This window comes from Azospirillum humicireducens (assembly GCF_001639105.2).
GTDB classification, from domain to species: Bacteria; Pseudomonadota; Alphaproteobacteria; order Azospirillales; family Azospirillaceae; genus Azospirillum; species Azospirillum humicireducens.
The window spans coordinates 2,558,837-2,573,041 of sequence record NZ_CP015285.1 but is presented as its reverse complement, the minus strand read 5'-3'; the positions used below and the strand labels follow the sequence as shown (position 1 = coordinate 2,573,041).

The following is a 14,205-nucleotide window of genomic DNA, read 5'->3' as shown; positions in this document are numbered from 1 at the left end:
CGTTTCGGATGCAGTATCGTCCGCTCGGCCGCACCGGCCTGTCGGTCAGCGCCATCGGCCTGGGCACCATGACCTGGGGCCGCCAGAACACCGAGGCCGAAGGCCATGCCCAGATGGACGCGGCGCTGGACCGCGGCATCAATTTCTGGGACACGGCGGAGATGTACGCCATTCCCCCCACCGCCGACACCTACGGCAAGACGGAGGAGGTGATCGGCAGCTGGTTCCAGTCGCGCGGGAAGCGCGACAGGGTGATCCTCGCCAGCAAGATCATCGGCCTGCCGGCCGGCGGTTTCGGCTGGGTGCGCGAGGGCAAGTCGCGGCTGGACCGCGCCAACCTCTTCGCGGCGGTGGAGGCCAGCCTGTCGCGGCTGAAGACCGACTACATCGACCTCTACCAGATCCACTGGCCCGACCGCGTCACCAACCGCTTCGGCGGCCGCACCTACCAGCACAAGCCCGAGCAGGACGGCGTGCCGATCGAGGAGACGCTGGCGGCGCTGGCCGAACTGGTGCAGGCGGGAAAGATCCGGCATGTCGGCCTGTCGAACGAAAGCCCCTGGGGCGTCATGCGCTACCTGCGCGCCGCAGAGGTGGCGCGATTGCCGCGCGTCGCCTCGATCCAGAACGCCTACAACCTGCTGAACCGGACCTTCGAGAACGGGCTGTCTGAAGTGGCTCTGCGCGAGGATGTCGGGCTGCTGGCCTATTCGCCGCTGGCGGCCGGAACGCTGACCGGCAAGTACCTGAACGGCGCCATTCCTCCGGGTAGCCGCCGCGCGCTCGACCACCGGCCGTCGCGCTACGCCACCGTCAACGCCGACGCAGCGACGGAGGCCTATCTGGACATCGCCCGCCGCCACGGTCTGGCGCCCAACCAGATGGCCATCGCCTTCACATTGCAGCAACCCTTCGTCACCTCTTCGCTGATCGGGGCGACGACGATGGAGACGCTGATCTCCAACATCGACTCTATCAACCTGACCCTGTCGCCGGAGGTGATGGCGGAGATTGGCGCCGTGCACAACCGCATGCCGGATCCGTGTCCGTAAAGCGCCGGCTGCGGTTGCCCCCACCCTGACCCTCCCCCGCTCTCAGCGGACCTACGGTCCGCCTGTCGCGTCAGCACAAAGCGGAGCTTTGTGCGAGAGCTGGGCGGGGGAGGGAATTGGAGCTTTGTCGGCGTTCAGCGGCAGTCCCTCCCCCGCCCAGCGGGGAGGTTAGGTGGGGGTCTAACTCCACCGATCAATGGAGGTGTCCCATGCTCCGCCTGTTCGTCGCCATCGCCCTGACGGAAGAGGCGCGCCAGCGGTTGGCCGGGCTGGCCGGCGGGGTGCCCGGTGCGCGCTGGACCGAGCCTGAGAACCTGCACCTCACCTTGCGCTTCATCGGCGAGGTCCCGGAGGATCAGGCGATGGACATCGACACCGCGCTGACCGAAGTCCGGGCGCCGGCCTTCCCGCTTACCCTCGACGGGGTCGGCGTATACGGCAGCGCGCGCAAGGCGCGGGTGCTGTGGGCGGGGGTGGAGCGCAACGAGGCACTGGCTCATCTTCAGGCCAAGGTCGAATCCGCACTCGTCCGCTGCGGCCTCCCGGCCGAAGAGCGGAAATTTTCCCCCCATGTCACGCTCGCCCGGCTGAAGGACGCACCGGCCGACCGTATCGGCCGCTTCCTGTCCGACCGCGGCCTGTTCCGCGCCGGCCCGATGCCGGTGGAGCATGTCACGCTCTACCGCAGCCATCTCGGCAATGGCGGGGCGGTGTATGAGGCGCTGCGGGAGTATCCGCTCGATACCGCTTAGGCGAGGAACTCATCCCAGGGCTGGGAGTCGGTGTTCGGATTGATGCGGTCGCCCGGTCCGATGACGCGGTTCTTGCCGTCCTGCTTGGCGCGGTACATGCGCTGGTCGGCCAGTTCCACCAGGGCTTCCCAGTCGGCGGGCCGGTCGGCCGTCTGTTCGGCGATGCCGATGCTGGCGGTCTGCAGGCTGCCGTCCGGCCGCTTGCCGAAACCGGCGCGCCGCATCCGCTCCACCGCGATCATCGCGCCGTCCATCGGTGTGTCGGGCATGACGATCAGGAACTCCTCCCCGCCCCAGCGGATCAGCGCATCGGACTGGCGCAGCAGGCTGCGGATGGTGTTGGCGGCATGGCGCAGGACCCGGTCGCCCTCCTCATGCCCATGACGGTCGTTGACCGTCTTGAAATCGTCCAGGTCGATGAAGATGGCCGTCAGCGCCTGTGACGTCCGTTCGGCATGGGCGACCTGGAGTTTCAGCAGCTCCTCGCCGATGCGGCGGGAAAAGGCGCCGGTCAGCGTGTCGTGCGCCGCCTGCTCGAGCAGCGCGATCATGAAATGCAGCTGGCTGATCGCCGCCAGCGTCGCGACCACCGCGATCAGCGCAAGCAGCCACAGCGCGCTGATGTAGGACGGGAACGGCATCACCAGCGACCCGTAGAAGCCGGCGGCCAGATGGGCGGCCAGCATCGGGGTGGCGAACAGGGCGCCTTCCAGGGCGGTCAGCGGAAAGACGCTGAGACCCGCCACCATCACGAAGGGCAGATAGCCGTAGCCGGCGCTTACCGCGATGCGCAGGTCGTCGACGCCTTGGTTGTAGAGCAGCGGGTGGGAGATGGCGAAGAACAGTGTCGGGATTGCCAGCAGGGCGGCCAGCCGCCGCCAGGCGCCGGCCATGTCCTCGCAGGACCGGCGGTCGAAGGCCAGCGCCAGGAAGGCGGCGCTGGCGGTGAGGCGCAGGACGATCAGCCAGATCGCCAGCGACCAGTCGAAGACGGTGACGTCGATGGCGATCCACAATGGCGTCAGGATACCGAAGATCAGCGCCACCATCCGCACGCGCGACTGGATCATCGCGGCGCGCCGCCGTTGCAGGATGGGCGTGTGGTTGGTCGGCTGGATCAGCGTGGGCAGTTCGTCGCCCCGGACAAAGGCGCCGAACAGGGCGGGGAGGAGCCTGTCAACCCGCATGCAGCCGCCTGCCCCCGGCATCGGCCGGGCATGTCGCCGAAGAATTCGCCATGGTGGGTGATTACACGCGCATGACCATCCCTTCAACGGCTTTCGCGTGGAAATGGCGTTCCGGCCTTGCAAAAGCACGGAAAGCTCCAGCCATGCGGCAAAAAGTAACGGGCGGCGCGTCAGCGACACGCCGCCCGTCTGCAATGCCTGTCCTGAGGGTGTGAAAGGCCGTTCAGTCCTTCAGGTCTTCCCAAAGCTCCTTCACCTTGGCGAAGAAGCCCTCCGACTGCGGGTTCGACCCTTCCTTGGCTGCGCCCTCGAACTCGCGCAGCAGCTCCTGCTGGCGCTTCGTCAGGTTCACCGGGGTTTCCACCACCGCCTGGATGTACATGTCGCCGCGCTGGGCGCTGCGCAGCACCGACATGCCCTTGCTCTTGATGCGGAACTGGTGGCCGGACTGGGTGCCTGGCGGCACCGTCACCTTGGTGCGGGTGCCGTCGATGGTCGGCACCTCCACCGAACCGCCGAGGGCCGCCGTGGTCATCGGGATCGGCACCCGGCAGTGGATGTTGGCGCCGTCGCGTTGGAAGATCGGGTGGGGGGCGAGCGCCAGGAAGATGTAGAGGTCGCCGGCCGGCGCGCCGCGCAGGCCCGCCTCGCCCTCCCCCGCCAGACGGATGCGGGTTCCGTCCTCGACGCCGGCGGGGATGTTGACCTGAAGGGTCTTTTCCTTGCGCAGGCGGCCGGAACCGCCGCAGTTCTTGCAGGCGTCCTTGATGACCTTGCCGGCGCCGTGGCAGCCGGGGCAGGTCCGCTCGATGGTGAAGAAGCCCTGCTGCGCCCGCACCTTGCCGTGACCCTGGCAGGTCGGGCAGGTGATCGGCTGGGTTCCCGCCGCCGCACCGGAGCCGTTGCAGCCGTCGCACTGCACGGTGGTCGGCACGCGGATGGTGGTCTGGGTGCCCTTGAAGGCATCCTCCAGCCCGATCTCCAGATTGTAGCGCAGGTCCTGGCCGCGGCCGGACGCACCGCCGCCGCCGCGACGGCCGCCCATGAACTCGCCGAACATCTCGTCGAAGATGTCGGCGAAACCGCCGCCGCCGCCGAAGTCGAAGTTGAAGCCGCCGGCCCCGGCACCCGCGCCCGGACCACGGCCACCCTCGAAGGCGGCATGGCCGAACCGGTCGTAGGCCGCGCGCTTCTGATCGTCCTTCAGGACGTCATACGCCTCGCTGATTTCCTTGAACTTCTGCTCGGCGTCCTTGTCACCCTGGTTGCGGTCCGGGTGGTACTGCATCGCCATCTTGCGATAAGCCTTTTTCAGCTCATCCGCGCTGGCGCTCTTCGCCACACCGAGCAGCTCGTAATAATCCTGTTTCGCCATGGGGGCCGACCGCCTTTGAGTCGTTCTGGTCCAAACTGTCCGCGTCGCGTCGGAGCCTGACCCCAGCATACCGAAGGCCCGCCGCCGGGAAAAGGCGGCGGGCCATCGATGCTCGCGTCAGGTCCGTATCAAAAAGAAGCTGGCCTTGAGATCAGGCCGACTTCTTCTTGTCGTCCTGGACCTCTTCGAAGTCGGCGTCGACGACGCCCGGCTCGTTCGGCTGGGCGCCCGGCGCCTCGCCGCCCGCCGCCGGGGCCTCGCCCTGGCCGGCCTTGTACATCGCCTCGCCCAGCTTCATCGAGACCTGGGCCAGCGCGTCGGTCTTCGCCTTGATGCCGTCCAGATCCTCGCTGTCCAGCACCGACTTCAGCTCGGCGACGGCAGCCTCCGCGGCGGTCTTGTCGGAGGCCGGGATCTTGTCGCCGTTCTCCTTGATGGTCCGCTCGGTGGTGTGGATCAGGGCGTCGGCATGGTTGCGGGCGTCGACCAGCTCACGGCGCTTCTTGTCGGCGTCGGCATGGGCCTCCGCGTCCTTGACCATCTTCTGGATGTCGGCGTCCGACAGGCCGCCCGAGGCCTGGATGCGGATCTGCTGCTCCTTGCCGGTCGCCTTGTCCTTCGCCGTGACGCTGACGATGCCGTTGGCGTCGATGTCGAAGGTCACCTCGATCTGCGGAACGCCGCGCGGGGCCGGGGGGATGCCGACCAGATCGAACTGGCCCAGCATCTTGTTGTCGGCAGCCATCTCGCGCTCGCCCTGGAAGACGCGGATGGTGACGGCGTTCTGGTTGTCCTCGGCGGTCGAGAAGGTCTGGCTCTTCTTCGTCGGGACCGTGGTGTTGCGGTCGATCAGGCGGGTGAAGACGCCGCCCAGCGTCTCGATGCCCAAGCTGAGCGGGGTGACGTCGAGCAGCAGGACGTCCTTGACCTCGCCCTTCAGCACGCCGCCCTGGATGGCGGCGCCGATGGCGACCACCTCGTCCGGGTTGACGCCGCGGTGCGGTTCACGGCCGAAGAACTGCTTCACCGCATCAATGACCTTGGGCATGCGGGTCATGCCGCCGACCAGGATCACCTCGTCGATCTCGCTGGCCTTCAGGCCGGCATCCTTCAGGGCCGCCTTGCAGGGCTCGATCGTGCGCTGCACCAGCTCGTCCACCAGGGCTTCCAGCTTGGCGCGGGTCAGCTTGATGTTCAGGTGCTTCGGACCGGTCTGGTCGGCGGTGATGAAGGGCAGGTTGACTTCGGTCTGCGTGGTGGACGACAGCTCGATCTTCGCCTTCTCCGCAGCTTCCTTCAGGCGCTGCAGCGCGAGCTTGTCCTTGCGCAGGTCGATGCCCTGCTCCTTGTTGAACTCGTCGGCCAGATATTCGATGACCCGGCTGTCGAAGTCCTCGCCGCCCAGGAAGGTGTCGCCGTTGGTCGACTTCACCTCGAACACGCCGTCGCCGATCTCCAGCACGGAGATGTCGAAGGTGCCGCCGCCCAGGTCATAGACCGCGACGGTGCCGGACCCCTTCTTCTCCATGCCGTAGGCGAGTGCCGCGGCCGTCGGCTCGTTGATGATGCGCAGGACTTCCAGCCCGGCGATCTTGCCGGCGTCCTTGGTGGCCTGGCGCTGGCTGTCGTTGAAGTAGGCGGGGACGGTGATGACCGCCTGCGTGACCTTCTCGCCCAGATAGTTCTCGGCGGTCTCCTTCATCTTGGTGAGGATGAAGGCGCTGATCTGGCTGGGGCTGTACTTCTTGCCGTGCGCCTCGACCCAGGCGTCGCCGTTGTCGCCGGAGATGATGCGGTAGGGAACCAGGCCCTGGTCCTTCTTCGTCAGCGGATCGTCGAAGCGGCGGCCGATCAGACGCTTGATCGCGAAGAGGGTGTTTTCCGGATTGGTGACCGCCTGGCGCTTGGCGGGCTGGCCGATCAGCCGCTCGCCGCCCTGGCTGAAGGCGACCATGGACGGCGTCGTCCGCGCGCCCTCGGCGTTCTCGATCACCTTGGCGCTGCCGCCTTCCATCACGGCGACGCACGAGTTCGTGGTGCCGAGGTCGATACCAATCACTTTGCTCATGTTCAGCCTCTTTCGTTCGGCAGATGCGTGGCGGCCCGTCTGGTCCGGCACCGCCGCGATCCCCATAGGGTCGGTGAAACGTCGGTGGAGCGCTTGGGGGCCTGTCCCATGGAGTTCCGATCCGTGGGGTCCGGCCCGTGCTGGCGGAGATATAGGCGGAGCCGTTTCTGGCTGCAACAGGGTGCCGCGCCTTTCGGCCCGCAAAAGCGGGGAAAAATCGCGGCCGTCTCGTCCTTCCCGCTGGCGTTGCCGTCCCGCGTTCCGCATTAGTAGAATACCCGTGTATTCAAATCCATGAAGATGAATATCCCGATATTCCTCCCGTCTGATTCAAATCGTCACCAGTGTTACAAGTGAATAATGGTTTGATTGTGAACCATCTTCTGAAGTTAACCTTTCATTAACAAGCAACTGAGTGCAAAGCTGCTTCCAATCAATTCGCGGTTGTTGTGTTTATTCATGGAATGGCAAATCTATTAGTGAAATCACGAAAGGAATATGCTATCTCCTTTGCGCTATAGGGGATGGCCGCAAAGGGATGGGCCGGCGACGTCTGCGTCGCAGCCGCCACAGCATGCGGTTCCATGCAAAGCTGGTCACACAGGTGTGAAAGGGAAGCGCGATGATGGACGAACGACGCGATGTGGCCCTGGCAATCAAGTCCTGCCTGGACAGCCTGATGAGCGACGCGACGCGCTGCGATCTGGACGACCTGGCGCGCTTCATCAGCCTTGCCGCCCTGGCTGCGGAAGAGGCGGCAGTCGCCCACGATCCGAAGTCCGTCCGCCTGAAGGCGCTGATGGCCACAGGTGCCGGCCACTGCTGACCTGAATACCGGCTTTCGGTGCTCCGGGCACGGCAGCCCGGGCACGGCAGCCGGCGGGATTTACAGTATTTCCGCGTTGCGGATGGCGTCGTCGATCCTGCCCAGCATCTCGGCGCAGGAGTCGTCGCCATCCATCAGAGCGGGCAGCGCAAAGCTGAACATCGCGACCGCCGCCACTGTTCCCCCTGCGGTATTCGCCACTTCAAGACGTTCTGCGCCGACCAGCCAGAGGTAATGGGTCTCGGCCCTGCCGTCTTCCTCCGTCCGCATCATCGCCTGGGCGATCACCGCGCCATCGGCACGGCTTTCCACCGTCCGGTCGCCGGCCCGTGGATCCTGTGGCCTGACAAAGCGAAGGGCCATCTCCTGCAGCGTGTCTGCGGCGCTGCGGGAGTCAGGCCGAGGCGTCACCCTGTCGGTCACCAGCCGCAGCACGCCCGCGGCCGGCGGCGGTGGCCGGAAGGTGCCGACGGGTTGGCCTTCATGTTCCTCCACATCGACTGCCCAGCCCGGTGGAAGGCGGAACCGCACCGTGTCGGCCCAGCCGATGTCGGATCCCGGTTCATTCGCCATGTGTCCGTTCTGCATCTGGGGGCCTTGCGCCATCGCTCCCTCCCGGGTTTTTCCGCGCACGCCGAACGGTGCGCCGGGGCCGGCACCATAGGCGCCGCGAGCCGTGCCGCCAATGCCCTATCGGAACCCTTTGGCTTCACCGAAGTCCCTGGGGAAATCCTTCAGAACGTCAATCCGGGATCAGGAACTGCACGCCCAGCCAGCGCCAGCGGCCGTCGGCGGTCGGCAGGGTACAGTTGACGCGGGCGCGGCCCGGCGGGAAGGCATCCTTGATGCGGACCTCCACCCGGTCTTCCGCGATGCGCTCCAGTGCGGTGCGGCCCTGGCCGGTGGCGAAGCAGGCCAGCTTCGAACTGTCCCCCACCCCGTCGGCGATGGTGAAGCCCAGAGGCGGCGGGTTGACGGTGACCAGGGGATCGTCGGGCGTCAGGTCCGACACCGGCAGCGGCAGGGCGTTGGCGGCCAACTCGAACCGGTCGGCATTGCCGTAGGTCTCGTTCATGACGAAGCGCGGGAGGCTCCAGGGATCGGCCTGGGCGTGCAGCACCCCGGATTGCTGGCCGAAGGCGGCGGTGAAGCCCTGATCCATCACCAGTTGCCGCACCGCCAGCGAATATTCTCCCTGCGGGTAGGAGAAGATCGTCGGGCGCCGCCCCAGCTCGGTCTGGAAGCGGTCGGACATCCGGCGCAGGTCGGCGGCCAGCTGGTCCGGGCTGCGCGCCAGCATCGACTGGGTGGAGGTGCCGAGCGCGCCGATGGTGACGCCGGCCGCCGCCAGCTGCCGGATTTCGCTCCAGGTCATGTGGGCGGGGGAACCGCGGTCCACCGGGTCGGTCGCGACGAACAGCGTGAAGGGCAGATTGGCCGCCTTCAGCCTTGGCCAAGCCTCGGTGAAGGCGGAGCGGCTGGCTTCGTCGATGGTGATTGCGACCGTGCGGTCGGGCAGCGGCTTGCCGGTGCGCAGCGCATCCAGGATCTTCGGCAGCGGCAGCACGCGGTAGTCGCCATCCGTCAGCTCGTCCAGATGGGCTTCGAACTGGTCGATCCGGATGCTGATCGAAGAATTCTGGTCCTCGCCGAAGCGGTCATAGGCGAAGACGACCGCGCTGGCGCCGGGCGGAGGGGCTGAATCGGCGATGGCCGGCCGCGACGCCGGCACGAGCGCAGTCCAGACGGACAGCGCGGCGGCGGCAAAAACCCTGACGGCACGACGGAACGGCATGGCGTCCTGCGGAATAGGCTGGCCGGGACGACCTCCGTCCCGACGCAAAGGGTGTGCCACAGTCTCCGCCATGCGAACAAGCGCCGACCGTTACTTTCCCGCTAAGGGCTGCGATGCGGTGCGCGCGTGCAACAATGGAATGCGTGATCGGTGGCACACGCCCCGATACGGGCGTCGTCGGGGTGAGGCCCGGCCTGTATCGGCCGCTCCTACATCAGCCGACCGCCGGCGGCGGCATCGGTCAGCAGGGGATAGCGCCCGGCATCCGGCAGCTGGTAATGCCACCATTCGGAGGAGTAGTGTTCCCAGCCCGCGGCGACCATCACGCCCAGCAGCATGGCGCGGTTGCGCTGCTGCTCTGCGGTCAGGTCGCTGCGGCCATGGTGCGACCGCTCCGTCATCGCGTCGAAGCCGGTGCCCATGTCCAGCGGCTCGCCCATACCATTCACCAGGGTCAGGTCGATCGCCACGCCGCGGGTGTGGTTGGAGCCCAGGCGGGGGTCGGCGATGTAGGTCGGATCGGAGAATGCGTGCCAAAGCCGCCATTGCGCCTCTGCCGGGCGGAAGGCATCGTACACGCGCAACCGGCAGCCGATCCCGCGCGCCAGCCGGATGGCGTCGGTCAGCCGGCTGGCCGCGTCGGGGTGCAGCAGGCACACCGCCGACCGGTAGATCGGCGCGCCCGACAGATTGTCGGCGGTGGCATAGAGAAGCTCCAGGTCGATGTCGAAGGCCGGGGGGGCGATTTCGGTGAGCATGGAAAGGGCAATCGTCGGCGTATTGGGGAAGGGCACGAGCTCTAGCATGGCGTCGGCGCCGCCTGCCATGGTCGCGGGTCTGCCATGCCGGGGCCGGCGGGCCTTGCGGGATTGTGTCCGGCAGGCAATCCGTGGTGAAGGCAGGCTCGTATGAAGATGGGGCGGCATGGCGGCAAACCCGCTGCGCCGGCCATGAGGAAGGTGGGGAGATGAAGGTTCTGGGTCTGGATACGGCAACGTCCGGCTGTTCGGCCGCGCTGTGGGAGGGAACGGCCGGCATGGCGGGTGCAGCGCGCGTCACCGTGCGGCGCAGTGCCCCGATGGCTCGCGGGCAGGCGGAGGTGCTGGTGCCGCTGGCGCAGGAGGTGCTGGCGGAGGCCGGCGCCGCGTTCGGCGACCTCGACCGCATCGCCGTCACCGTCGGGCCGGGCGCCTTCACCGGGCTGCGCATCGCGCTGGCTGCCGCCCGCGGGATCGCCGTCGCACGGGATCTTCCGGTGGTCGGCATCACCAGCTTCGACGCCATCGCCCATGGCGTGCCGGAGACCGAGCGCGCCGGGCGTCCCCTGCTTGTTGCCGTCGACAGCCGGCGGGCCGAGCCCTTCCTGCAGCTCTATGACCCCGCGCTGGCGACGGTGGGGGAACCGGCGATGCCTGACCCGGCGGCGATCCCCGGCTGGCTCGAGGCGCTGTGCCCGTCGGGACCGCTTTTGTTGGCCGGCGACGCGGCGGCGGCGTTGGTCCCGCTGCTGGCCGGATGGGTCGGGCTGGAGGTTGCTTCGGGCAACGGGCTGCCGGATGCCGCGGTGGTGGCGGCGCTGGGGGCTTCCCGTCCGACCGGCTTGCCGGCCGAACCCTTCTATCTTCGTCCGCCCGACGTCACCCTGCCGAAGGCGGCCGGTGCCAGGACCGCAGAGAAGACCGCTGGGGGACGAGGTCCGTGACCGTGCCCGCCTTCCGTCTGCACGCTGCCGGCCGGTTCGAGTCCGGTGTGGTCGCCGCCCTGCAGCAGGCCTGCTTCCCCGAGGATCCGTGGGACGAGGCGTCGGTCGCCACCTTGTCCACCCCGCCCGCCGGTTTCGCAATCATCGCGCTCGACGCGCTCGACCAGCCGGTCGGCTTCGTCATGGCCCGGGTCGCGGCGGAGGACGCGGAGATCCTGGCCATCGGCGTGCTGCCGCAGGCCCGGCGGGGAGGTGTCGGCCGTCTGCTGGTCGAGGCCGCGGTTGCCGGTTCCCGTGACCTGGGAGCGACTGCGCTGTTTCTCGAGGTCGCCGAAGACAACCAGGCGGCATGGACTCTATACAAGGCTTGCGGCTTCTTTTCCGTCGGACGCCGTCCCGGATACTACAAACGACCTGACGGCCGGATCGCGGCGCTTGTCCTGCGCCGCGATATCGACGGGGTATAGGAGTTAATTTTTCCGCAGGATCAGGCGGTGAACTCCCTCCGGTTCATCCAATCGTTCGGGGTGGACCGACAGAATGCTGTGACCCAACTCCATCAAGGATCGTGGAACGTTTTCCAAGGGTTCGCCTGCATTCAGCCGGACTTCGAGAGTCTGCCCCGCGTCCATCCGCTCCACCATCAACTTGGTTTTGACGAAGGTTAACGGACAAACCTGCGAGGTGATGTCGAGAAACAAGTCTGTGGAGCTTTTTTCGGTCACCGATTCCTCTTTGTTCCAAAGGATGGATATTGCACGCCGCAGAAAACCTCTTTATATGGTGATGTACGAATGCCGCGGAGCAAGCTTACATGAGCAACGGGTCCCCTTCCAACGCGCTGTTGTCTCTGACCACGGAGATCGTGGCGGCGCATGTCTCCAACAATACAGTCGCACTGACCGATCTTCCGACCCTGATCGAGCAGGTCTACAAGTCGCTGGCCAATGTCGGCACCGAACCGGTGGTGGCGGAGGAGCGGCCGCAGCCCGCAGTGCCGATCAAGAAGTCGGTCACACCGGACTATATTGTGTGCCTGGAAGACGGCAAGAAGCTGAAGATGCTGAAGCGCCATCTGAAGACGGCGTACAATATGACCCCAGAAGAATACCGGGACCGCTGGGGCCTGCCGGCCGACTACCCGATGGTTGCGCCGAACTACGCGCGCCAGCGCAGCTCGCTGGCCAAGCAGATCGGCCTTGGCACCCGCGCCCGCCGCGGCGCCTGAGGATCGGAATTTCGGCAGGGTGGGCGGGCGCCGATCACGACGCCCCCGCTCTGGCCCATCCTCTTGGGGCCGGTCCCATATCCGGTGAGCCCTGTTTCCCTGGCCACCGCGCCTAGCCTTTCGCGGTCACCTGACAATCGTCATGGGCAGGCGATCGCCCCCCAACCATCAGGTCCGAAGCCCAGCCTGCAGGACCGCGGATCCCGGCCCCGACCGGGTGGCGGCGCCTACGATGTCGGTTGACCGGGAACCGCCTGATCGTGTTATCCCTTGCGCTGGGTGCGGCGCTGTTCGTCCCGGCGTGGCCGTCCGGGCCCCGGCGGGGACAGCCGGCGCGGCGCATCGTCCCGAACCATCGCAGCGGACCGTCGACATGGCTGATGCAAGCTTGGACCAGCCGGACATGACCCTGACCAGCCCGGAGCGGGGCGAGGCGTCGATACAGGACACCGCCGATTCCGATGCGGCTGTGTCGGGCAGGCTCATGGACGGCATCCGCCTGGGCACGCTGGAGGTGCGGCTGGCCAGGTCCGCGGAAGAGATCGATTGGGCGCAGGCCCTGCGCTACCGCGTCTTCTACGAAGAGATGGCGGCGATCCCCTCCCCTGCGATGCAGGCCCAGGGCCGCGACTTCGACGATTACGACGATGTGGCCGACCATCTGCTGGTCATCGACCATGCGCGCGGCAACGGCCCGGACATGGTGGTCGGCACATACCGCCTGATCCGCCGGCCCGCTGCCGAGAAGGTCGGGCGCTTCTATTCCAGCGACGAATACGATATCGGCCGGCTTGCCAGCTATCCCGGCGAGGTGCTGGAGCTGGGGCGGTCCTGCGTCGATGCCGGCTACCGCTCGCGCGGCAGCATGCAGCTTCTGTGGCAGGGCATCGCCGCCTATGTGTTCCAGCATGACATCGCCCTGATGTTCGGCTGCGCCAGCCTGCCCGGCACCGATCCGGATGCCTTGGCGGAGCCGCTGTCCTACCTTTACCACCATCACCTCGCCCCGGCCGAGCTGCGGGCGATGGCCCTGCCGGAACGTCATGTGTCGCTGGACCGCATGCCGAAGGATCTCATCGATCCCCGGCGGGCACTGAACATCCTGCCGCCGCTGATCAAGGGCTATCTGCGCCTGGGCGGGTTCATCGGCGACGGTGCGGTCATCGACCATCAGTTCAACACCACCGATGTCTGCATCGTGGTGAAGACCGACCTGATCACCGACAAGTACTTCAAGCACTACGAACGTCGCAGCCGCGACAGCCAGGGCAGCTGAGGCGATCATGACCCGTACCGCGCGCGCCCTGGGATCATCCGGCCGCGGGGCCCTGCGCCTGAGCCTGTACCTGCTGTGGACACTGCTGCTGATCCCGCTCCAGGCGTTTGCCGTGGCGCGGGGATGGCGTCTGTGCCGCACCCTGCCGCGCTTCTATCACCGCGTCTGCACCCGGCTGATGGGGCTGGATGTGGTGGTGCGCGGCGAACAGGTGTCCGGCGGACCGGTGCTGTTCGTATCCAACCACTCTTCCTACCTGGATATCTCGGTGCTGGGGTCGCTGATCCCCGGTTCCTTCGTCGCCAAGACGGAGGTCGGGACTTGGCCTTTCTTCGGCCTGCTCGCCCGGCTTCAGCGTACGGTCTTCGTGGAGCGCAAGGCCCGTACTTCGGTCGACAAGCAGCGCGACGACATCGGCAGCCGCCTGGATGCCGGCGACAGCCTGATCCTGTTCCCCGAGGGGACCTCCAGCGACGGCAACCGCACCCTTTCCTTCAAGACCGCGCTGTTCGCCGTCGCCGCCCGCCGCATCGACGGCCGTCCGCTGACGGTCCAGCCGGTCAGTATCGCGGCCACCCGGCTCGACGGCATTCCGATGGGCATCGCCTTCCGCCCCTTTTATGCGTGGTACGGCGACATGGATCTGGTGCCGCACCTGTGGCAGGCCTTCCGTCTCGGCGGCATGACGATCGAGGTGGAGTTCCACCCGCCGGTCACCATAGACGGCTTTTCCAGCCGCAAGGCTTTGGCGGACCATTGCCAGCGCGTGGTTGCCGACGGCGTTGCCCGCGCCATCTCCGGCCGCCCCGATGCACCGGTCCGGACCAAGGACACCGCTCCGCAGGAAGCGGCTTCTCCCGCCTCCGCCCCGGCGATCAGCGACCCTGCGCACGGGAGTGCTTGATTCCGCTCTTGTATCCGCCGCGGCAGTCGCCTATAAACAG

At 67.0% G+C, this 14,205-nt stretch carries 15 protein-coding genes; 8 read left to right on the top strand and 7 right to left on the bottom strand.

Features of this window, described 5'->3' with window-relative positions; translation table 11 throughout:
* Positions 1-8 precede the first annotated feature (8 nt).
* Both A6A40_RS12070 and thpR read left to right on the top strand, forming a co-directional pair.
* Positions 9-1,052, top strand: coding sequence for an NADP(H)-dependent aldo-keto reductase (locus tag A6A40_RS12070; RefSeq protein ID WP_063635606.1), 1,044 nt, complete (start codon positions 9-11; stop codon positions 1,050-1,052).
* 209 nt (positions 1,053-1,261) lie between these two features.
* Positions 1,262-1,804 (top strand): RNA 2',3'-cyclic phosphodiesterase, encoded by a 543-nt coding sequence (gene thpR, locus A6A40_RS12065; protein ID WP_063635605.1) that lies wholly within the window; start codon positions 1,262-1,264, stop codon positions 1,802-1,804.
* On the opposite strand, the gene A6A40_RS12060 is transcribed toward thpR, so the two are convergent.
* From A6A40_RS12060 to dnaK, 3 genes are all read right to left on the bottom strand, one after another.
* A complete protein-coding gene (locus tag A6A40_RS12060; protein ID WP_063635604.1) occupies positions 1,801-2,991 on the bottom strand; it encodes a GGDEF domain-containing protein in 1,191 nt (396 codons plus the stop codon). The two genes, thpR and A6A40_RS12060, sit on opposite strands and share 4 nt — an antisense overlap.
* A gap of 223 nt (positions 2,992-3,214) precedes the next feature.
* Entirely contained in the window at positions 3,215-4,366 is a 1,152-nt protein-coding gene (gene dnaJ / locus A6A40_RS12055) for a molecular chaperone DnaJ (RefSeq protein ID WP_063635603.1), read from the bottom strand.
* Positions 4,367-4,517: 151 nt separating this feature from the next.
* On the bottom strand, positions 4,518-6,434 hold the full coding sequence (gene dnaK / locus A6A40_RS12050) for a molecular chaperone DnaK (RefSeq protein ID WP_063636257.1): 1,917 nt from the start codon (positions 6,432-6,434) through the stop codon (positions 4,518-4,520).
* Between the two features lie 622 nt (positions 6,435-7,056).
* On the opposite strand from dnaK, the gene A6A40_RS12045 reads away from it, so the two are divergent.
* Positions 7,057-7,260 carry a hypothetical protein gene (locus A6A40_RS12045; protein WP_014249133.1) on the top strand — a complete coding sequence of 68 codons (204 nt, stop codon included), beginning with the start codon at positions 7,057-7,059 and terminating at the stop codon, positions 7,258-7,260.
* A 60-nt stretch (positions 7,261-7,320) separates the two neighbouring features.
* Here A6A40_RS12045 and A6A40_RS12040 read toward each other — a convergent pair whose 3' ends face one another.
* From A6A40_RS12040 to ddpX, 3 genes are all read right to left on the bottom strand, one after another.
* The gene (locus A6A40_RS12040; RefSeq protein ID WP_236783657.1) at positions 7,321-7,833 is read right to left on the bottom strand and encodes a hypothetical protein; all 513 of its coding nucleotides are present in this window, start codon (positions 7,831-7,833) and stop codon (positions 7,321-7,323) included.
* A 169-nt stretch (positions 7,834-8,002) separates the two neighbouring features.
* Positions 8,003-9,055 (bottom strand): polysaccharide deacetylase family protein, encoded by a 1,053-nt coding sequence (locus A6A40_RS12035; protein WP_063635601.1) that lies wholly within the window; start codon positions 9,053-9,055, stop codon positions 8,003-8,005.
* 209 nt (positions 9,056-9,264) lie between these two features.
* Positions 9,265-9,813 carry a D-alanyl-D-alanine dipeptidase gene (gene ddpX, locus A6A40_RS12030; RefSeq protein ID WP_063635600.1) on the bottom strand — a complete coding sequence of 183 codons (549 nt, stop codon included), beginning with the start codon at positions 9,811-9,813 and terminating at the stop codon, positions 9,265-9,267.
* Between the two features lie 209 nt (positions 9,814-10,022).
* On the opposite strand from ddpX, the gene tsaB reads away from it, so the two are divergent.
* Together tsaB and A6A40_RS12020 are read left to right on the top strand one after the other, a co-directional pair.
* Entirely contained in the window at positions 10,023-10,757 is a 735-nt protein-coding gene (tsaB, locus tag A6A40_RS12025) for a tRNA (adenosine(37)-N6)-threonylcarbamoyltransferase complex dimerization subunit type 1 TsaB (RefSeq protein ID WP_063635599.1), read from the top strand.
* Positions 10,754-11,224, top strand: coding sequence for a GNAT family N-acetyltransferase (locus tag A6A40_RS12020; RefSeq protein WP_082860799.1), 471 nt, complete (start codon positions 10,754-10,756; stop codon positions 11,222-11,224). Before tsaB ends, A6A40_RS12020 begins: the two co-directional genes overlap by 4 nt.
* A gap of 3 nt (positions 11,225-11,227) precedes the next feature.
* Here the strand turns inward: A6A40_RS12020 and A6A40_RS12015 are convergent, their stop codons facing one another.
* On the bottom strand, positions 11,228-11,482 hold the full coding sequence (locus tag A6A40_RS12015; RefSeq protein WP_014249127.1) for a sulfurtransferase TusA family protein: 255 nt from the start codon (positions 11,480-11,482) through the stop codon (positions 11,228-11,230).
* 89 nt (positions 11,483-11,571) lie between these two features.
* On the opposite strand from A6A40_RS12015, the gene A6A40_RS12010 reads away from it, so the two are divergent.
* The 3 genes from A6A40_RS12010 (at position 11,572) to A6A40_RS12000 (ending at position 14,165) form a co-directional block, all read left to right on the top strand.
* Positions 11,572-11,985: a Ros/MucR family transcriptional regulator gene (locus A6A40_RS12010; RefSeq protein ID WP_014249126.1), complete on the top strand. Its 414-nt coding sequence runs from the start codon at positions 11,572-11,574 to the stop codon at positions 11,983-11,985.
* Positions 11,986-12,358: 373 nt separating this feature from the next.
* Entirely contained in the window at positions 12,359-13,261 is a 903-nt protein-coding gene (locus A6A40_RS12005; RefSeq protein WP_082860798.1) for a GNAT family N-acetyltransferase, read from the top strand.
* A gap of 7 nt (positions 13,262-13,268) precedes the next feature.
* Positions 13,269-14,165 (top strand): lysophospholipid acyltransferase family protein, encoded by an 897-nt coding sequence (locus A6A40_RS12000; RefSeq protein WP_063635598.1) that lies wholly within the window; start codon positions 13,269-13,271, stop codon positions 14,163-14,165.
* Positions 14,166-14,205: the final 40 nt, after the last annotated feature.